The sequence below is a fragment of the Achromobacter sp. 1011791174 genome (genome assembly GCF_059760925.1).
Genome location: NZ_JCBANH010000038.1, coordinates 35812 through 56389 on the forward strand (window position 1 = coordinate 35812; position 20578 = coordinate 56389).

Here is a 20578-nt window from a genome sequence, read left to right on the forward strand (position 1 = left end):
CGCCGTTCCCAATCAACAATTTCCCTTCTTTGCCTGCCCCGGCGGACAGAACCCGCCGCCACCGCCGCCGCCGCGATGCGGGTCGACGATCACCGCGCCGTCCGGGGTGTACACGGCACAGCCCGCAAGCAAGGAAGCCATCACGATCAGGCCACAGAGAATTTTCATGTCATACGCGCAGAGTTCAAGGTGGGCGAAGTGTATTGCCGTTCCTTGAAACAAGGCTCTAGCGCCGGTTACCGACCGTATTGGCCTTGGGTTGCATCGGCGCGCGCTGGTTATATTTTCGCCTTGCGTCGTATAGGCCCGAACGCCATCTGCCTTGCCCATCCCAGAGCCCCCAGGCACCGGGCAGAAAAACAAAAAGCCGCCAAGTCATGGACTTGGCGGCTTTTTCTTTGCCGTGCTTCACAGCACTTTGCAGGAATTTGGTAGGCGGTATTGGAATCGAACCAACGACCTCCACGATGTCAACGTGGCGCTCTAACCAGCTGAGCTAACCGCCTGCAAAGAAGAAGAATTATATAGTGCTTTTTTGAAGCATGCAAATCGTCTTTTCAGATTTTTTGCTTGTTTCATTGCGCCGCGCGGCTTGATTTGCTTCGTTCCAAAAGCCTTGAACTAGGATTCAAGCTTCCGAACTTCGCAGCCACGCTGGCCTGCAACACTTACTTTTAATTCGTTCTCTTCATTTCGCGTCAGCTTCTTGCGTTGCTGCAACGAAGACCGAGATTCTATCAGAACTTTTTATTCCTTGCTCGACCTCGACACCGCTGCTCACATCGACGGCCCACGGCCGCAGCAAGCGCACCGCCTGGCCCACGCTTTCCGGCTTCAGGCCGCCCGACAGGATGAGCGGACGCGACAAGGGATCGGCGCGCACTTCGTCGAGCAACGCGTGATCGAAGGCCAGGCCGCTGCCGCCATAGCCCGTGCTGTAGCTGTCAAACAGCCAGCCCGCGGCTTCGCCGTAGGCGCGGCATTGCGCGGCCAGTCCGGCGGACGTATCCAGCCCGGGCGCGCCGACGCGGAACGCCCGCAGGAAGCGCTGGCCATAGTGCGCGCATTGCTGCGGCGTTTCGTCGCCATGGAATTGCAGCAGCTCGGGGCCAACCTGGTCCAGCACGGCGCGCACCTCGTCCTCGGCGGGATTGACGAACAGCGCCACCACGTCGACGAAGGCGGGCACGCGGCGGCGCAGCAGGGCCGCGCGCGCAGGCGTCAGGCAGCGCTTGCTCTTGGGATAGAAGACAAAGCCGATGGCATCCACGCCCGCCGAGACGGCGGCATCGATGTCCTGTTCGCGGGTCAGGCCGCAAATCTTGATGCGTGTGCGCATGGAGTTCCAGGCATGTGCCGCGCAAGGCGCGGCGAAAACACTACAGGCCCCAGGTTCGCGGCGCCGTCAGGCCGGAACACGCCGCGGCGCGCGGCCTTCCGAATGCGGGCAATGCGAGCGCCTTGCGCCAGGGGCATATCGCCAAACAGTATATCGCCGGGACAGCGGACAGGACGAAGACGCTCAGGTTTCCGGCTGGCCCGGCGCGGCCATCAGGCCGTCGAACCCGCCCTCGGCGACGCGGAACCAGGGGATCTCCTTGTCCCTGAACGCCGCCATGCTGTCGTAGAGCTTCTTGAACATCGGGTCCTTGGCGCCCAGCTCCTGGAACACCTTCTGCGACGCCTCGCGGCAGGCCTGCAAGACGGGCCGGGGAAACGCCTTCAGCTGCGCGCCCTTGGCCACCAGGCGGCGCAGCGCGTCGGGATTGCCGGCGTCGTACTTGGCGATCATGTTGGCGCTCGCCATGCGGCAGGCCAGCGCCAGCGCGGTCTGGTAGGACTTGGGCAACGCATCATGCGAGGCCTGGTTCACATACAACGACAGTTGCCACGTGCCCGACCACCAGCCAGGAAAGTAGTAGTTGCGCGCGACCTTATAGAGCGACAGGCTCTCGTCGTCATAGGGACCGATCCAGGCCACCGCGTCGACCTCGCCCTGTTCCAGCGCGGCGTAGGTGTCGGCCACCGGCATATCCACGGGCGCCGCGCCCATGCGCGCGAGCACCTGGCGGGCGAAGCCGTTGGCCTTGATCTTCAGGCCGCGCAGATCATCGACGGTCTTGATCTCGCCGCGAAACCAGCCGCCCATCTGCGCGCCGGTGTAGCCGCAGGGAAAGTTCAGGATGTTGTGCTTGCCAAACAGCACGCGCGTGAGCGCCAGGCCCTCGCCCTGCGTCATCCAGGCGTGCATCTGGCGCGTGTTCAGGCCGAACGGCACGCCGGCGTCGAAGCTGAGCGCCGGGTCGATATCGAAATAGCGGGTCGAGGCCGTGTGGCCGCATTCGACCACGCCGTCCCTGACGGCCTGCAGCACCTGCCCGGTTGGCACGGCATCCTCGCCGGCGGCGATCACGATGCTGAAACGGCCATCGGTGACCTCGCTGACATAGCGCGCCACGTCCTCCGCGCCGGCGTACAGCGTGGGGGATTCGTTGGGAAAGCTGGATGCCAGCCGCCATGTCACCACGGGCGCTTCCTGCGCATGCGCCGGCAAGGCCAGGGCGGCAGCGCCGGCCGTGGCGCCCAGGGCGGTTTGCTTGAGGAAGGCGCGGCGGCGCATGGCAGGAACCTCTCGAGCGAAAGGGAACGGCAGGCCGCAGCCGGCCGCTAGCCCCAGGTTTGCGTGAAGGGCGACAACAGCAGCGCGCCGCCGTCGAGCTCGTCCAGGCCGAAGGCCTCGGGGTACTCGATGGCCGACAGGTACAGGCCGTCAGGCGCGAAGGTCGGCGCGCCGCGCTTGCGGTCGCGCCAGGACAGCAGCTGCGCCATCCATTCCGCCTGTTCCCTGCCCTGCCCGACCTGCAGCAGCGCGCCCATGATGTTGCGCACCATATGATGCAGGAAAGCGTTGGCCCGAAGCGTAAAAACAAGAAACGGGCCGCGTTCCTCGATGTCCAGGCGATGCAGGTGGCGCACCGGATGCTTGGCCTGGCACTGCGACGAGCGGAAGCTGGAGAAATCGTGCTCGCCCAGCAGGGCGCCGGCCGCCGCACGCATGGCGGCCACGTCCAGCGGCTGGAAGCACCAGCCAGCGCGCCCGGCCCACAATGCGGGACGCACGCGGCCGCGCCACAGCAGATAGACGTAGGTGCGCGAACGAGCCGAGAAACGGGCGTGGAAATCGTCCGGAACCTGCCTGGCCCATTGCACGGAGATCGACGGCGGCAGGAAGGCGTTCACGCCGCGCACCCAGGACTCCATGCGCCGGTCCAGCGCCGTGTCCAGGTGCACGACCTGCATGGCGCCGTGCACGCCGGTGTCGGTGCGACCCGCGCAGATGGTGGGCACCGTGCCCGGCACGCCGCAGAAGCTGGCCAGCGCGGCCTCCAGCGTGTCCTGCACGGTCTGGCCGTGCGGCTGCGTCTGCCAACCTTGCCAGGCCGAGCCGTCGTAGGCCAGCCCCAATGCGACTCTGGACATCGATCAGGCCTTGGGAGCGCCAGGGCGGCGCGGTTCATCCGAAGGCGGCTCGTCCAGGTCGAGGCTGATGGTCTCGAGCTTGCGGTTCAGCGCGGCCGTGTCCAGCGCCGGCTCGGCGTAAGCGTAGGTTTCCTCGTCGTCATCGCCACGGCGCGCGCCGGCGCGGCGCAGCGCCCAGGCGATGATGAAGACGAGCAGCGCCAGCACGGCGGTGACGATCACCAGCAGATTGTCGGTCAGCCAGGACGGCGCGCCGGCCAGCAGATCGGACGGCTTCTGGTCCGCAGCGCTCTTGCCTTCTGGTGCCGAAGCGCCGGAAGCGGCGGCCTGGGCCGCACCCGAAGCGGCGCCGACGGAAGCCGCAGCACCCGCGACGCCCGCCGCTCCCGCAGCAGAACTCGAACCCGCGGCGCCTGCCGCGCCCGTCGTTCCTGCCGACCCGGCGGCGCCCGTTGCTCCGGTCGATCCGGCAGCGCCTGGCGCGCCGGTCGCGCCAGTCGATCCGGCGGCGCCAGCACCACCCGCCGCGGCGGCGGATCCCGCGGTACCGGCCGCGCCTGCCGCACCGCCAGATCCAGCCGCCCCAGCGGCCCCCGTCGAGCCCGCAGCACCCGCAGAGCCAGAGGCACCCGCAGCGCCGGCAGCACCCGCCGATCCCGCTACGCCGCCAGCGCCCGTCGCACCGGCCTGTCCTGCCGCGCCCTGCTCTCCCACCGCCTTGTTCAACGCGTCCACGTTGCCCTGCAACGTAGTCACCCGCGCCTGCGCATCGGCCATCGCGTGTCCGGCGGACGCCTTGGCATCGCCCTGGGCGTCGGCTTGCGCCTGGCCACCGTCCTGTCCGTTGGACAGGCGCAGGCGGTCCTGGGCGGACGCGGCGGAAGCGGCGCCTGTATCGCCGGAACGACTGACAGTGCCGGACGCGGCGCTCTGCCCCTTGACCACGGTGGGATTGGCGCCCGCCGCCGCGCCCAGGCGCGAGCGGTATTTGGCGAAGGCTTCGGCATGCTCGTTGAAGATCCGGCGCGCCTCGGCCGGATCGATCGCGCGCACGGCATCAGCGTCGGGAATGGAGAGTTTCTGCCCGGCCTTGAGCAGATTCATGTTGCTCTGTATGAAGGCCTGAGGATTGGCGCGCCACAGGGCCACCAGCATCTGGTAGATGGAAGCGCCCGGCACCGCGTTGCGCTGCGCGATGGCGTAGAGCGTGTCGCCTGGCTTGACATTGAGCGTGGCGCCGCCGGCGCTGGCGCCCGCGCGCGCCTTGCCGCCCACCGAGGCCGGCGTGGCGTCGGCGCCCGCGCCGCGCAGCGGCACCAGGATGCTGACCTGGACCTGGCGCTGGCCGGCGCTGGAACTGATGTCCAGCAACAGATCGACAGCGCCGCTGGCCGGCGCCTGACTCGAGCGGACCCGCAGGTTCTTGCGCGTGGCGTCCATGCCGTTCTCGACGCCCACCACCAGGTCGGCCAGGGGCACCGGCGGCTTCAGGCCGGCGCGCTGCCAGGCGGCCTCGTCGGCCACCGAGACGCGCAGCGATGCGATCTCGTCGGGCGTCAGTTCCTGCAGCCCGACCACGGCCTGCAACGGCGCGCCCGGCACCGAAACCACGCGCGAATGACCCACGCGCATGGCATACGCAGACCCGCAGACGCTCGTGCCCAGGGCCAGCGCTACCGCCCACTGCAGGGCTTTGAGACGGCGGGCTTGCATCACTTGGCGCGAACGCTGGGTCATAAGCTTGGAATTCCGTACTTGCGATCGAATGGCGGACATGCGCCCGTTCCCGGCACAGCAGTGAGAACCGGCCTCAATACATCGGAAAAGTGTAATGGATGCCGCGCGTTTCACAAACCTGAAAGGCGCGGCGGCGCTGGCCCGGCAGGGCTTTGTCGCGCCGCGCGCGGCGCGCATGCGACAAGGGCACCCGCAGGTGCCCTTGTGTCGCGGCCTGGCGGCCGACCCTGCGCCGCGCCTGCGCGCGGCGCGCGAACCGGGATCAGGCTTCGGCCAGCGCGATGCGCAGCATGCGGCGCAGCGGCTCGGCGGCGCCCCACAGCAGCTGGTCGCCCACGGTGAAGGCGCCCAGGTACTGCGGGCCCATCGACAGCTTGCGCAGGCGGCCCACCGGGATGTCCAGCGTGCCGGTCACGGCCACCGGGGTCAGCGCTCGGACGGTGTCTTCCTTGGTGTTGGGAACGACCTTGGCCCACTGCGTGCCCTGGGCGATCAGCGATTCGATCTCGTCGATCGGCAGGTCGCGCTTGAGCTTGATGGTCAGCGCCTGGCTGTGGCAGCGCATGGCGCCGATACGCACGCACAGGCCGTCGATCGGGGTGGCGGGCGTGCCGAAGGCGGCGCCGCGGCCCAGGATCTTGTTGGTCTCGACCTCGCCCTTCCACTCTTCCTTGGACATGCCATTGCCCAGATCCTTGTCGATCCAGGGAATCAGGTTGCCGCCCAGCGGCACGCCGAAGTGCTCGTGGGGCAGCGCCGGATCCTGCTGCTTGGCCAGCACGCCGCGGTCGATTTCCAGGATGGCGGACGCGGGATCGTCCAGCAGCGGCTTGACCGCCTGGTTGATCTCGCCGAACTGAGTCAGCAGTTCGCGCATGTGCTGCGCGCCACCGCCCGAGGCCGCCTGGTAGGTCATGGTGGTCATCCACTCGACCAGGTCGTTGTTGAACAGGCCGGCCAGGCCCATCAGCATGCAGCTGACCGTGCAGTTGCCGCCGATGAAGTTGCGCACGCCGCGCTTGAGCGCCGCGTCGATGACCGGGCGGTTGACCGGGTCCAGCACGATGATGGCGTCGTCGGCCATGCGCAGGGTGCTGGCGGCGTCGATCCAGATGCCGTTCCAGCCCGCGCCGCGCAGCTTCGGGTAGATCTCGGAGGTGTAGTCGCCACCCTGCGCGGTAATGATGATGGGCAGTTTTTTGAGAGCGTCGATGTCGTAGGCGTTCTGCAGCGGGCCCGCGCCATCGGCCCAGGTGGGCGCGGCGCCGCCAGCGTTGCTGGTGGAGAAAAACACCGGTTCGATCAGTGCGAAGTCGTTCTCGTCGCGCATGCGCTGCATGAGCACCGAGCCGACCATACCGCGCCAGCCGACAAGGCCTACTGCTTGCTTCATTTCAATCGCTCTATAAAGGTGGAGACTAGTCCGGGGAGGGAAAAAGGCGTGCAACTCCTGACAATTTATCAGAATGCACGGGGATATGTTGCGGCGCAGCTTGAATAGTGGCCGGCGCGCCACGCGGCCGGCATGCGCGCCGGCGCCTGCGGCGCGTTTTCATCGGGTGGGGCGGAAAACGGGGCCGCAAGATTTGCCGCGAACCGGCGCCGCCAGGCGGCGGCGGGGACAGGCATCCCACGGCCCCTGCAAGCACGGCATGCCGCGCCGGGAAGGCGCGGCATGCGCGCGCATCAGGCCAGCGCCTTGAGCACGGCGTCGCCCATGCCCGCGGTGCCGACCTTGGTGGTGCCGGGCTCGTAGATGTCGGCGGTGCGCAAGCCGTCGGCCAGCACGCGGCGCACGGCGGCCTCGATGCGGTCGGCCTGCGGCGCCAGGTTCAGCGAATAGCGCAGCATCATGGCGGCCGACAGGATGGTCGCCAGCGGATTGGCGATGCCCTGGCCGGCGATGTCCGGCGCGGAACCGTGGCTGGGTTCGTACAGGCCCTGCCCGCCCGCGTTCAGCGAGGCCGAGGGCAGCATGCCGATGGAGCCCGTCAGCATGGCGGCCTCATCCGACAGGATGTCGCCGAACAGGTTGCCGGTGACGATGACGTCGAACTGACGCGGGTTGCGCACCAGCTGCATGGCGGCGTTGTCCACGTACATGTGCGACAGCTCCACGTCCGGATACTCGCGCGCCACCTCGATCACCAGGTCGCGCCAGAACTGCGAGGTCTCCAGCACGTTGGCCTTGTCCACGCTGCACAGCTTCTTGCCGCGCTTGCGGGCGGATTCGAAGCCGATGCGCGCGATGCGGCGCACTTCGGATTCGGCGTAGCGCATGGTGTCGAAGCCCTCGCGCTCGCCGGCGAAAGCGCCGTCAGGCGAGGCGCGCTCGCCGCGCGGCGTGCCGAAATAGATGTCGCCGGTCAGCTCGCGGATGATGAGGATGTCCAGGCCGGACACGATCTCGGGCTTGAGCGACGAGGCGCTGGCCAGTTCCGGGTACAGGATGGCGGGACGCAGGTTGGCGAACAGGCCCAGCGCCTTGCGCAGGCCCAGGATGGCCTGCTCGGGACGGAATTCGCGCGGCAGGCTGTCGTACTTCCAGTCGCCCACGGCGCCGAACAGCACGGCGTGCGATTCCTTGGCCAGCTTGAGCGTGGCGGGCGGCAGCGGGTGCTCGAACGCGTCGAAGGCGGCGCCGCCGACCGGGGCCTGCTTGATGTCGAAAGGCACGTCCAGCGCCTTGAGCACGCGGACGGCCTGCTCGACGATTTCGGGGCCGATGCCGTCGCCCGGCAAGACTGCGATGTTGTGGGTCATGTGCTTAGGGATCCAGTGGTCGGTATGGAGATTCAGGCGATCGGACGGCTTTCGAGCCAGGGATGGCGCGCCAGGCGCTCGGCCTCGAAAGCGCGGATCTTGTCGGCGTGGCGCAGGGTCAGGCCGATGTCGTCGAAGCCGTTGAGCAGGCAGTACTTGCGGAACGGCTCGATGTCGAACTTCATGGCGCGGCCGTCGGCCGCCACCACCACCTGGCGGTCCAGGTCGATGTTGAGCTTATAGCCCGGGAAGGCCTTCACTTCGTCGAACAGGCGCGCGACTTCCAGCTCGGACAGCACGATGGGCAGCAGGCCGTTCTTGAAGCTGTTGTTGAAGAAGATGTCGGCGTAGGACGGCGCGATGATGGCGCGAAAGCCGTACTGCGTCAGCGCCCAGGGCGCGTGCTCGCGGCTCGAGCCGCAGCCGAAGTTCTTGCGCGCCAGCAGCACGGACGCGCCCTGGTAACGCGGCTGATTCAGCACGAAGTCCGGATTCAGCGGACGCTTGCTGTTGTCCATGCCCGGCTCGCCGTGGTCCAGGTAGCGCAGTTCGTCGAACAGGTTGGGGCCGAAGCCCGTGCGCTTGATGGACTTGAGGAACTGCTTGGGGATGATGAGGTCCGTGTCGACGTTTTCGCGGTCGAGCGGAGCCACCAGGCCTTCGTGTGTGGTGAATGCTTGCATGATGTCGGATCTCGGTGCGGGGCGCTCAGCGGAACGAGCGGACGTCGACGAAGTGGCCGGCCACGGCGGCGGCGGCGGCCATGGCCGGGCTGACCAGGTGCGTGCGGCCGCCCTGGCCCTGGCGGCCTTCGAAGTTGCGGTTGGACGTGGAGGCGCAGCGCTCGCCCGGCTCCAGCCGGTCGGCGTTCATGGCCAGGCACATCGAACAGCCGGGCTCGCGCCATTCGAAGCCGGCCTCGATGAAGATCTTGTCCAGCCCTTCGCGCTCGGCCTGCTGCTTGACCAGGCCGGAACCCGGCACCACCATGGCCTGGCGCACATTCGACGCCACGCGCTTGCCGCGCGCGACCGCCGCGGCGGCGCGCAGGTCCTCGATGCGGGAGTTGGTGCAGGAACCGATGAACACGCGGTCCACGCGGATATCGGTCAGCGGAGTGTTGGGCTTCAGGCCCATGTATTCCAGCGCGCGCTCCATGCCGCTGCGGCGCACGTCGTCCTTTTCGCGGTCGGGATCCGGCACGCGGGAATCCACCGGCAGCACCATCTCGGGCGAGGTGCCCCAGGTGACCTGCGGCTTGATGTCGCGCGCGTCGACCTCGACCACGGTGTCGAACTTCGCGCCCTCGTCGGTGTGCAGGGTGCGCCAATACTTGACGGCCTGGTCCCACAGCACGCCATTGGGCGCGAAAGGACGGCCGCGGAAGTATTCGACGGTCTTGTCGTCCACCGCCACCAGCCCCGACCGGGCGCCGGCCTCGATGGCCATGTTGCAGACGGTCATGCGGCCTTCCACGGACAGCGCGCGGATGGCGCTGCCGGCGAATTCGATGGCATGGCCGGTGCCGCCGGCCGTGCCGATGATGCCGATGATGTGCAGCACCACGTCCTTGGCCGTACAGCCGAAGGGCAACTCGCCCTCGACCTTGATCAGCATGCTCTTGGCTTTCTTCATGAGCAGCGTCTGCGTCGCCAGCACGTGCTCGACCTCGGACGTGCCGATGCCGAAAGCCAGCGCGCCCAGCGCGCCGTGCGTGCTGGTGTGCGAGTCGCCGCAGACCACGGTCATGCCGGGCAGCGTGGCGCCCTGCTCCGGTCCGATCACGTGCACGATGCCCTGGCGCAGGTCATTCATGCGGAATTCGGTGATGCCGTACTTGTCGCAGTTGGCGTCCAGCGTGTCCACCTGCAGCTTGGAAACCGGATCGTCGATGCCCTGGGCGCGGTTCAGCGTGGGCACGTTGTGATCGGCGACAGCCAGATTGGCGCCGGTGCGCCAGGGCTTGCGCCCGGCGATGGCCAGGCCTTCGAACGCCTGCGGGCTGGTGACTTCATGCACCAGATGGCGGTCGATATAGAGCAGACAGGTGCCGTCTGATTCCTGATGGACGATGTGGGCGTCCCAGAGTTTGTCGTAAAGGGTTTGGGCCATGGATGCGCTCGGCTGATGGACGGTCCGTCTTGTGCCGGCGCGGGATCAAGACTGGCTTGCCCGTGCCGGCCGCTGCGGCATGTGGGAATTATGCACAGGCGCTGAACCTAGTACAACCACAGCAGTTATCCTAGTATTAACACTACCATGATGCCCATGCCGCCATGGCGGCCCAGGCGCCGGCTACCGCCGCCGCTATGTTCGAGACAAGCGCGAACGCGCATCCGCCGCAAGCATCAAATTCCGACAAATAATCACATATCTTCGTCAATTTAAACTAATTTGATACAGAGTTAGCAAAACGCTATAAACTTGCTTTCCCTTTCGAAAGCTGATTCGAAATAATGCGAAACAAAACGCATTTTTAAGAATAAAACCTGTCATCAAAGGGAAGAATCGTGCAAGTTCGACCGTTTTCATCGATGTTGCGCGAAAAAGCACCAGACGGCCGGCGATTATCGTTTACGAATTAACAAATCTTTAATCGTCTCTTTTGACATTTACATACATTATGTCGGCCATCTAAACCCAACTCGACTCGCGAATAATCATCATGGCTACGTTCTTGCTCAAGCGCACGACTCTCGTCATCGCTCTCGCGTTCGCTCCCGCAGCATTCGCGCAACCCGCCACCGGCGCAGACCCCGCCGCGGCTGAAGGCACCACCCTGAATCAGGTCATCGAACAGACCCTGCTCAGCAACCCGGAAATCCAGGCCAAGTACCACGACTTCCAGTCTTCGCTCGAAGGCCAGTCGGTGGCGCGCGCCGCGTTCTTCCCGCAGGTCAACGCGCAGGGCTACGTGGGCCGCGAATACCGCAACAACGTACCGGGCGTGGGTTCCCAGCAATGGAGCCGCCCGGGCTACAACCTGGAACTGCGCCAGCTGATTTTCGACGGCTTCCGCACCAGCAATGACGTCAAGCAGGCCGGTTTCGACAAGCTGGCCCGCTTCTATGACGTGCTGGCCACCAGCGACGCCACCGCGCTGGCCGCCACCCAGGCCTATATCGACCTGCAGCGCTACCGCGACATGGAGCTGCTGGCGCGCCAGAACTATTCGCTGCACGAAGAAACGCTCAAGCAGATCGGCCAGCGCGCCGAATCGGGCGTGGGCCGCCGCGTGGATCTGGAACAGGCCGGCGGCCGCCTGGCCCTGGCGCAGACCAACCTCATGACGGAAACCGCCAACCTGCTGGACGTGCAGCAGCGCTTCCAGCGCGTGACCGGCGCCCTGCCCCCCGAAACGCTGCAACCGGTGCCCGACGTCGACGCCAAGCTGCCCGCCAAGCCGGGCGACTTCAACGACTCGCTGCGCCGCAACCCCAGCTTCCTGTCCAAGCAGGCTGGCCTGCAGGCCGCCGAAGCCGGCATCGCCTCGGCCAAGGGCGCGTTTTCGCCGAAGTTCGAGTTCGTGGCCTCCACCGGCCGCAACCAGAACGATCCGACCCCGGAAAACCGCCGCATCAACAGCACCAGCGTCCAGCTGATGATGTCCTATAACCTGTATCGCGGCGGCGCCGACTCGGCCCGCGTGCGCCAGACGTCCGCGCAGTCCTATGCCGCCCGCGACATCCGCGACTACACCTGCCGCAACGTGCAGCAGGACCTGGCCGTGGCCTGGAACAACATCACCAGCCTGAACCAGCGCATGCCGTTCCTGCGTGACCACGAAGTTGCCACCGCCAAGGTCCGTGATGCCTATCGCCAGCAATTCCAGATCGGTCAGCGCACCCTGCTGGACCTGCTGAACACCGAAAACGAGCTGTTCGAATCGCGCCGCGCATTGACCAATGCGCAATATGACCTCAAGCTTGCGCAGTACCGCTGGCTGGCGCTCTCGCACGCGCTGCTGCCGGCGCTGTCGCTGCAGCCCGCGCGCAACGAGATGCCCGAGGAAAACGGCAAGCTGGTGGTGTCCGACGAAGTGATCAAGCAGTGCAATTCGACGGTTCCCGACGCTACCCGCCTGGCTCCCGTGCGCGTGCAATACAACGAAGGCACGCTGCCGCCGACGTTGGTGCCGGTCAACGCTTCCGGCGCCGACGGCGCCCGGCGCGCGCCGCAAGCCAGGCCGTGATTCCGGCCTGGGCAAGGGAGGCCACATGGCCACTGAGAACAACGGTTTCTCACAACTGGACGCGGACTTCGTCCGCGTTCTGGAAGACCTGATCGACGCTTTGATCGCCAATGGCACCTTGCGCCTGACCGATTTGCCTGTGCAGGCACAACAAAAATTGACGCAGCGCAAGCAGCATCGCGCGCGTCTCGCGGAGCATCTGGACCTGCTGGATGACGAAGATGGACAAGTTATCTGAGAAGGCCTCCCGTGAATGGCGCGCCGACGCCCGCGCCGCCCACGATGATCCGCTGCTGGACTGCCTGGTGGAAGTCACCCGGCTGCATGGCGTCGCCACCACGGCCCAGGCCTTGTCCGCCGGCCTGCCGCTGGAAGCCCACCGCCTGACCCCGGCCCTGCTGCCGCGCGCCGCCGCGCGCGCGCAGCTGTCCGCGCGGGTGGTCAAGCGCGCGCTGGACGAGATCCCCCAGGACCTGCTGCCCGCCATCCTGCTGCTGCAGGGCGAGCGCGCCTGCCTGCTGCTCAAGAAGGAAGGCGGCCAGTACCTGGTCAGCCATCCCGAACTTGGCGGCAGCTCGGTGGAGATGAGCCCCGAGGAACTGGCCCTGCAATACACCGGCCTGGTGTGCTTCGTGCGGCCGCAGTTCCGCTTCGACGCCCGCGCGCCCGAAGTGGCCAAGGTGCGCGAACGCCACTGGTTCTGGGCCGCCATCATGGAAAACCGGCGGCTGTACCGCGATGCGCTGATCGCCGCGCTGCTGATCAACATCTTCGCCATGGCGATGCCGCTGTTCACCATGAACGTCTATGACCGCGTGGTGCCCAACAACGCCGTCGAAACGCTCTGGGTGCTGGCCCTGGGCATCACCCTGGTGGTCGTCTTCAACATGATCCTGAGCACCGCGCGCTCGCACGTGGTGGACAGCGCCAGCAAGCGCGTGGACGTGCGCCTGTCGGCGCAGATCATGGAGCGCGTGCTGGATCTGCGCATGGAGGGCCGGCCGGTGTCGGTGGGCTCTTTCGCGGCCAATCTGCGCTCGTTCGAGTCCATCCGCGACTTCATCGCCTCGGCCACCATCACCACCTTGGTGGACCTGCCATTCATCCTGCTGTTCCTGCTGGCGCTGGTCTGGATTTCGCCGTGGATGGTGCTGCCGCCGCTGGTCGCCATCGTGCTGATCCTGCTGGTGTCGCTGGCCGCCCAGGCCCGCATGGAAGCGCTGACCATGGCCTCGTTCCAGGCTTCGTCGCAGCGCAACGCCACCCTGGTCGAGGCGCTGACCGGCCTGGAAGCGGTCAAGACGCTGAACGCGCAGGGCGCGATCCAGCGCAACTGGGAACGCGCCACCGAGTTCATCGCCCAGACCGGCGGCAAGCTCAAGCTGATCTCCTCGTCCACGGTGGGTTTCGTGGCGGCGGTGCAACAGCTGGTGTCGATCTCCGTGGTGGTGATCGGCGTGTACCAGGCCCAGGAATCCGCGATCTCCATGGGCGGCATCATCGCCGCGTCCATGATCGCCGGCCGCTGCCTGGCGCCGCTGGGCCAGGTCGCCGGGCTGCTGATGCAGTACCAGAACGCGCGCACCTCGCTGGCCTCGATCGACAACTATATGAAGCTGCCGATCGAACGCCCCGCCGAGGCCGAGTTCCTGCACCGCCCGGTCTTCCATGGCGCGCTGGAATTCCGCGACGTCACCTTCGCCTACCCCGGCAGCTCGCAGCCGGCGCTGAAGAAGGTGTCGTTCAAGATCAAGCCGGGCGAAAAGGTCGGCATCATCGGCCGCATCGGCTCGGGCAAGACCACGCTGGAAAAGCTGGCCCTGGCGCTGTACAAGCCCACCGAGGGCGCCGTGCTGCTGGACGGCGTGGACGTGCGCCAGATCGATCCGGCCGACGTGCGCCGCGCCATCGGCCACGTGCCGCAGGATCCGCTGCTGTTCTATGGCAGCCTCAAGCACAACCTGGCCATGGGCGCGCCCTATGCGGACGACGCCAGCATCCTGGCCGCGGCCAACCTGGCCGGCGTGTCCGAGTTCGCCAACCTGCATCCCAATGGCTTCGACATGCTGATCGGCGAGCGCGGCGAGTCCCTGTCCGGCGGCCAGCGCCAGTCGGTGGCCGTGGCCCGCGCGCTGATCAACGACCCGCCCATCCTGCTGCTCGATGAGCCCAGCAGCAACATGGACCACCAGAGCGAGGCGCAGCTGCGCAAGCGCCTGGGCGAGGTCAGCGCCAGCAAGACCATCATGCTGGTCACCCACCGCACCGCCCTGCTCGAGCTGGTCGACCGCCTCATCGTGATCGACAACGGCCAGATCATGGCCGACGGCCCCAAGGAGCAAGTCATCGAAGCCCTGCGTCAAGGACGCGTCGGACGCGGAAGCTGAGGGACTCATGGAGAACATCGCCACCCAAAAACCCGCCGCCCGGCCGGGCCTGCTGACGCGGCTCTGGCTCAGGCTGCGCAACGTCTTCGTGTACGGCTTCGACCGCCTGCTCGACGGCGCCGAAAAGGGCAAGCCGCAGCAGCGCAACGACTACGTCGGCAACGCCGAATGGGTCATCCACGAATCGCAGGCGCGCGGCGCCCGCGTGCTGCTGTGGACCAGCCTGCTGGCCGTTGCCCTGCTGTTGCTGTGGGCAGGCTTCGGCAGCATCGACGAAGTCGTGCGCGGCGAAGGCAAGGTCGTGCCCTCGCGCCAGGTGCAGATCATCCAGAGCCTGGACGGCGGCATCGTCGAGGAAATCCTGGTGAAACCCGGCCAGGAGGTCGAGGCCGGCCAGATCCTGCTCAAGATCGACTCCACCCGCTTCGCCTCCTCGCTGGGCGAGAACAACGCCGAGTACCTGTCGCTGCTGGCCAAGTCGGCGCGCCTGAAGGCGCTGGCGACCGGCGAGCCCTTCGTCGCGCCCGAGGAAGTGCTCAAGCAGGCGCCCAACCTGATCGAAATGGAGCGCAACGCCTGGCAGGCGCGCACCAGCGAGCTGAACGCCACCGTCAACGTCGCCCGCGAGCAGCTCAAGCAACGCCAGGAAGAACTGCGCGAAACCATTGCCAAGCGCGACCAGGCCTCGGCCAGCTGCGGCCTGACCTCGCGCGAGCTGCAGGTGACCCGTCCGCTGCTCAAGAGCGGCGCCGTGTCCGAGGTGGACCTGCTGCGCCTGCAGCGCGACGTGGCCCGCTACTGCGGCGAACAGAAAGGCGCCGAGGCCCAGATCGACCGTATCCAGGCCTCCATCAAGGAAGCCCAGAGCAAGCTCGAGGAATCGGAGCTGAATATCCGCAACCAGGCCCGCAACGAGCTGTCGGAGACCAACACCAAGCTGTCCACGCTGCGCGAGGGCAAGCTGGCGCTGGCCGACCGGGTCAAGCTGGCCGAGGTACGCGCGCCGGTGCGCGGCACCGTCAAGACCCTGTTCAACAACACGGTCGGCGGCGTGGTGCAGCCGGGCAAGGACATCATCGAGATCGTGCCCAAGGACGACACGCTGCTGCTGGAAGTGCGCATCCTGCCGCGCGACATCGGTTTCCTGCATGCCGACCAGAAGGCCGAGGTGAAATTCACCGCCTACGACTTCGCCATCTATGGCGGGCTGGAAGGCAAGGTCGAGCAGATCGGCGCCGACACGGTGACGGACGAGAAAGGCAATTCGTACTACGTGGTGCGGGTCCGCACCGATCGCAGCACCGTGGGGGACAAGAACCTGCCCATCATCCCCGGGATGGTGGCCGAGGTTCACATCCTGACTGGCAAGCGCACCGTGCTGCAGTACCTGCTCAAGCCGGTCCTGCGCGCCAAGGCCAACGCCTTTACCGAGCGTTGACCCCCTTACTTGATTAGAGGAGAGCGAGAAGGCTTTATGAAATCCGTTCCCGTCTTGTTGATTACGCACGACGATCTGTTGTGGCAGCGCTGGCGAGAGCTCGATCCCGAGCGCTGGCTGGTTGCCCGCGGGCGCGGGCTGACCGACCTGCAGCGCTGGCGCGACCAGGGCCGTTCCCTGGCCGTGCTGGACGCCGACCTGCCGCGGCTGCCGTCCTGGCAGGACGCCGCCTGGGCGCAGACCCTGGCCGGCCTCAGTCTGTTGGTCGCCAGCGCCAGCCCCCACGACGAACAGGGCACCCAGGTCCTGGCCGCGGGCGCCCAAGGCTACTGCCACAGCTACGCCCCGCCGCAGGCGCTGGCACAGGCCCTGGAGGTCATCTCCACGGGCGGCATCTGGATGGGCCGTTCCCTGGTCAGCCGCCTGCTGCGCCTGGTGGCCGAGAAAGGCCAGGACGCCGGCGACTGGGATGGCGGCCTGCTGACCGAGCGCGAGACCACCGCCGCCCGTTACGCGGCCGGCGGCTGGGCCAATGCCCAGATCGCCGAGGCGCTGGGCATCACCGAACGCACCGTCAAGGCCCATCTGTCGGCGGTTTTCGAGAAACTGGGCGTGTCCGACCGCCTGCAGTTGGCGCTGCTGGTGCACGGCATCTCCTCGCCTAGCGAATCCCGCAGCAAAATCCCCTCCTGAATTGTCCTCAAGGACAATACCCCGGTCTCCGGGGCTCCTCTAGTATCTGGCCATCTTGGATCAATCCCTCAACGGAACCCATCATGGCCAACTCCTCTCCCGCCGTCGTCACCGAACTCACCGGCCGCGCCTGGATTCGCAATAGCGACGGCTCGCTGACCGAGCTGCATCAAGGCAGCAAGGTCCCCGCCGGCAGCGACGTCGTCACCGCCTCGGGCGCCACCGTCGCCCTGCAAGTGGAAAACGGCATGCCCATCGTGATCGGCGAAGGCCGTCAGGTCGCCATGAATGGGGACGTATCGGGCGCGCTGCCCGATCCGACCGAAGCCGCCGTCACCCCGCCCAAGGGCACCGATTCCGAGCGCCTGCTGGCGGCCCTGCAATCCGGCCAGGACCCGTTTGAAGTCCTGGATCCGACCGCCGCCGTGGTCAGCGGCGGTCCTGGCGATGATGGCGGCGGCAGTTTCGTGCGCCTGGCCCGCATCCTTGAAACCACGTCCCCGCTGGATCTGGCCTATCCGAATCCGAACCGCGGCCTGGACACGCTGAACCTGCTCGGCGGTAGCGGTGGCGGCGGCGCTGGCGGCGCCGGCAACACCAACAACGCGCCCATCGCCGTCAACGACACGGCCCGCGGCGACGAAAAGACCACCATCCGCGGCAACCTGCTGGCCAACGACAGCGACCCCGATGGCGATCCGCTGAGCATCGTCTCGATCAACGGCCGCCCCATGACCCCGGGCGGCGTCGCGGTCACCGGCTCGAATGGCGGCACCTTCATCGTGCAGCCGGACGGCAGCTACGTGTTCGTGCCGGGCACCAGCTTCCAGCACCTGCCCGAAGGCCAGACCGCCACCACCACGATTTCCTACGTCGTCACCGACCCCAGCGGCGCCACCTCGACTGCCACCGTGGAAGTGACCGTGGTCGGCGTCAACGACCCGGCCAGGATCACCCCGGCCCAGGCTGGCGACGACGCCGGCTCGGTCACCGAAGACAAGGTCTCGACCGCCAACGGCAAGCTCAATGTGGTCGACCCCGACGACGGCCAGTCGTTCTTCGTCGCCGTGGCCGACCGTCCGGGCACGTATGGCACGTTCTCGATCGATGCCAATGGCAACTGGGTCTACAACCTCAACAACAACGATCCCAGGGTCCAGGGCCTGGGCGCGGGCGAGAAGCTGACCGAGACCTTCACGGTCACGACCGCCGACGGCACCACCGGCACGGTCACGATCACCATCAACGGCACCAACGACGTGCCGACCATCAGCGGCGCGGCCGCCGGCGACGTCAAGGAAGACGGCGCGCTGACCGCCACCGGCCAGCTGACCAAGACCGATGTCGACGTCAACGACAAGCACACCTGGTCCGTCAACGACGGCGGCCAGGGTCAATACGGCAAGTTCACGGTCGACCAGAACGGCAAGTGGACGTACACGCTGGATAACGACAGCGCCAAGGTCCAGGCCCTGGCCGAAGGCCAGAAGGTCACCGACACCATCACCGTGACCGTCGACGACGGCCATGGCGGCAAGGCCACCCAAGTCATCACCGTCACCATCACGGGCACCAACGACGCGGCCGTCATCACCCCGCATGGCGATGACAGCGACAAGGGCTCCGTCACGGAAGACAAGGACCTGACCACCGGCGGCAAGCTGGACGTCACCGACAAGGACGCCGGCGAGGCCGAGTTCAAGCCCCAGACCGGCTTCAAGGGCGAGCACGGCACCTTCTCGATCGACAAGGACGGCAACTGGAAGTACGAACTCGACAACAACGATCCCAAGGTCCAGGCCCTGGGCGTGGGCGAAAAGCTGGTCGAGACCTTCGAAGTCGTCACCGCCGACGGCACCAAGGGCACCGTCACCGTCACGATCAATGGCACCAACGACGCCCCGGTCATCAGCGGCCAGGCCTCCGGCGAAGTCACCGATGGCGGCAACACCAGCGCCACCGGCCAGCTCGGCAAGACCGACGTCGACGTCAACGACACCCACACCTGGTCCGTCAGCAACGACGGCAAGGGCAAGTACGGCACCTTCACCGTCGACCAGACCGGCAAGTGGACCTATAACCTGGATCCCGCCAACACGTCCGTCAAGGAACTGAAGACCGGCGAGTCCATCACCGAGACCTTCACCGTCTACGTGGACGATGGCAAGGGCGGCAAGACCCCCGAGACCATCACCGTCAAGATCAACGGCACCAACGACGGCGCCATCATCACTCCGAGCAAGCCGGGCGACGACAAGGGCACGGTGACCGAAGACGACAAGCTCACCGCCAACGGCAAGCTGGACGTGGTCGACCCCGACAAGGGCGAGGCCGTGTTCAAGCCCCAGACCGACATCGCGGGCACGTATGGCAAGTTCTCCATCGACGCCAACGGCAACTGGAAGTACGAGCTCAACAACAGCGATCCCAAGGTCCAGGCCCTGGGCGCCAAGGACAGCCTGAGCGAGACCATCACGGTCACGACCGCTGACGGCACCACCGGCACGATCACCATCACGATCAACGGCACCAACGACAAGCCGACCATCACCGGCCAAGCCGCCGGCGACGTCACGGAAGACAAGGTCGAGGAAGTCTCCGGCCAGTTGGAAAAACACGACGTCGACGCCACCGACAAGCACACCTGGTCCGTCAACGACGCCGGCAAGGGCCAATACGGCACCTTCACCGTCGACCAGAACGGCAAGTGGACTTATGTGCTGGACAACAAGAGCGCCCAGGTCCAGGCCCTGGCCGAAGGCCAGAAGGTCACCGACACCATCACCGTGACCGTCGACGACGGCAACGGCGGCACCGCCACGCAAGTCATCACCGTCACCGTCACCGGCACCAACGACGCCCCGACCATCAGCGGCACCGCGACCGGTGGCATCAAGGAAGACGGCCCCGACACGACCGTGACCGGCCAGCTGACCCAGCACGACATCGACACCAACGACACGCACACCTGGTCCGTCAACGACGGCGGCAAGGGCGAGTACGGCTCGTTCCAGATCGACCAGAACGGCAAGTGGACCTACACGCTGAACAACGATGACCCCAAGGTCCAGGCGTTGAAGGAAGGCGAGAAGGTCACCGACACCATCACCGTGACCGTCGACGACGGCCATGGCGGCAAGGCCACCCAGGTCATCACCGTCACCATCACCGGCACCAACGACGCGGCCATCATCACCCCGAGCAAGCCGGGCGACGACGCCGGCTCGGTCAAGGAAGACGACAAGCTCACCACCGGCGGCAAGTTGGACGTCACCGACAAGGATGCCGGCGAGGCTTCGTTCAAGCCCCAGACCGACTTCAAGGGCGATCACGGCAAGTTCTCGATCGACGCCAACGGCAACTGGAAGTACGAACTCGACAACAACGATCCCAAGGTCCAGGCCCTGGGCGTGGGCGAGAAGCTGACCGAGACCTTCGAAGTCGTCACCGCCGATGGCACCAAGGGCAAGGTCACCGTCACCATCGACGGCACCAACGACAAGCCGACCATCACGGGCGAGGCCACCGGCGCCGTCCAGGAAGATGGCACGCAAACCATTACCGGCCAGCTGGAAAAACACGACGTCGACGTCAACGATACCCACACCTGGTCCGTCAACGACGGCGGCAAGGGCCAGTACGGTTCGCTCACCATCGACCAGAACGGCAAGTGGACATATACGCTGGATAACGACAGCGCCAAGGTGCAGGCCCTGGCCGAAGGCCAGAAGGTCACCGACACCATCACCGTGACCGTCGACGACGGCAACGGCGGCAAGACCACCCAGACCATCACTATCACAATCACCGGCACCAACGACGCGGCCGTCATCACCCCGAGCAAGCCGGGTGACGACGCCGGTTCGGTCAAGGAAGACGACAAGCTCA

At 66.5% G+C, this 20578-nt stretch carries 15 protein-coding genes and 1 tRNA gene; 6 read left to right on the forward strand and 10 right to left on the reverse strand.

Annotated elements, in window-relative coordinates; all coding sequences use genetic code 11:
- Positions 1 to 12: 12 nt before the first annotated feature.
- The 10 genes from AC6LJ5_RS15180 to leuC all read right to left on the reverse strand — a co-directional run bounded on the left by AC6LJ5_RS15180 (position 13) and on the right by leuC (position 10092).
- On the reverse strand, positions 13 to 222 hold the full coding sequence (locus AC6LJ5_RS15180) for a hypothetical protein (RefSeq protein ID WP_498140904.1): 210 nt from the start codon (positions 220 to 222) through the stop codon (positions 13 to 15).
- A gap of 207 nt (positions 223 to 429) precedes the next feature.
- Positions 430 to 506: transfer RNA gene (locus tag AC6LJ5_RS15185), tRNA-Val, on the reverse strand.
- Between the two features lie 182 nt (positions 507 to 688).
- Entirely contained in the window at positions 689 to 1339 is a 651-nt protein-coding gene (locus AC6LJ5_RS15190; RefSeq protein ID WP_498140899.1) for a phosphoribosylanthranilate isomerase, read from the reverse strand.
- A 183-nt stretch (positions 1340 to 1522) separates the two neighbouring features.
- A complete protein-coding gene (locus AC6LJ5_RS15195; protein WP_498140900.1) occupies positions 1523 to 2620 on the reverse strand; it encodes a TRAP transporter substrate-binding protein in 1098 nt (365 codons plus the stop codon).
- A 47-nt stretch (positions 2621 to 2667) separates the two neighbouring features.
- Entirely contained in the window at positions 2668 to 3480 is an 813-nt protein-coding gene (gene truA / locus AC6LJ5_RS15200; RefSeq protein WP_103275260.1) for a tRNA pseudouridine(38-40) synthase TruA, read from the reverse strand.
- Positions 3481 to 3483: 3 nt separating this feature from the next.
- A complete protein-coding gene (locus AC6LJ5_RS15205; protein WP_498140901.1) occupies positions 3484 to 5193 on the reverse strand; it encodes a type IV pilus assembly protein FimV in 1710 nt (569 codons plus the stop codon).
- Between the two features lie 286 nt (positions 5194 to 5479).
- On the reverse strand, positions 5480 to 6610 hold the full coding sequence (gene asd, locus AC6LJ5_RS15210) for an aspartate-semialdehyde dehydrogenase (RefSeq protein WP_103275262.1): 1131 nt from the start codon (positions 6608 to 6610) through the stop codon (positions 5480 to 5482).
- 293 nt (positions 6611 to 6903) lie between these two features.
- A complete protein-coding gene (gene leuB / locus AC6LJ5_RS15215) occupies positions 6904 to 7980 on the reverse strand; it encodes a 3-isopropylmalate dehydrogenase (protein ID WP_103275263.1) in 1077 nt (358 codons plus the stop codon).
- A 32-nt stretch (positions 7981 to 8012) separates the two neighbouring features.
- Complete coding sequence (gene leuD, locus AC6LJ5_RS15220) at positions 8013 to 8663, reverse strand: 3-isopropylmalate dehydratase small subunit (protein ID WP_212318889.1); 651 nt, start codon at positions 8661 to 8663, stop codon at positions 8013 to 8015.
- A 25-nt stretch (positions 8664 to 8688) separates the two neighbouring features.
- Positions 8689 to 10092, reverse strand: coding sequence for a 3-isopropylmalate dehydratase large subunit (gene leuC, locus AC6LJ5_RS15225; RefSeq protein WP_103275265.1), 1404 nt, complete (start codon positions 10090 to 10092; stop codon positions 8689 to 8691).
- 553 nt (positions 10093 to 10645) lie between these two features.
- Between leuC and AC6LJ5_RS15230 the strand changes: the two genes are divergently transcribed.
- The 6 genes from AC6LJ5_RS15230 to AC6LJ5_RS15255 form a co-directional block, all read left to right on the forward strand.
- Positions 10646 to 12172 (forward strand): TolC family outer membrane protein, encoded by a 1527-nt coding sequence (locus tag AC6LJ5_RS15230; protein WP_103275266.1) that lies wholly within the window; start codon positions 10646 to 10648, stop codon positions 12170 to 12172.
- A 25-nt stretch (positions 12173 to 12197) separates the two neighbouring features.
- Positions 12198 to 12410: a hypothetical protein gene (locus AC6LJ5_RS15235; RefSeq protein WP_103275267.1), complete on the forward strand. Its 213-nt coding sequence runs from the start codon at positions 12198 to 12200 to the stop codon at positions 12408 to 12410.
- On the forward strand, positions 12394 to 14559 hold the full coding sequence (locus AC6LJ5_RS15240) for a type I secretion system permease/ATPase (RefSeq protein ID WP_369869703.1): 2166 nt from the start codon (positions 12394 to 12396) through the stop codon (positions 14557 to 14559). The genes AC6LJ5_RS15235 and AC6LJ5_RS15240 overlap by 17 nt, the downstream gene beginning before the upstream one ends.
- A gap of 7 nt (positions 14560 to 14566) precedes the next feature.
- Positions 14567 to 15997, forward strand: coding sequence for an HlyD family type I secretion periplasmic adaptor subunit (locus AC6LJ5_RS15245; RefSeq protein ID WP_103275269.1), 1431 nt, complete (start codon positions 14567 to 14569; stop codon positions 15995 to 15997).
- Between the two features lie 36 nt (positions 15998 to 16033).
- The gene (locus AC6LJ5_RS15250; protein WP_498140902.1) at positions 16034 to 16690 is read left to right on the forward strand and encodes a response regulator transcription factor; all 657 of its coding nucleotides are present in this window, start codon (positions 16034 to 16036) and stop codon (positions 16688 to 16690) included.
- 83 nt (positions 16691 to 16773) lie between these two features.
- Positions 16774 to 20578: retention module-containing protein (locus tag AC6LJ5_RS15255; protein ID WP_498140903.1), on the forward strand; the 3805-nt coding region annotated here is incomplete at its 3' end.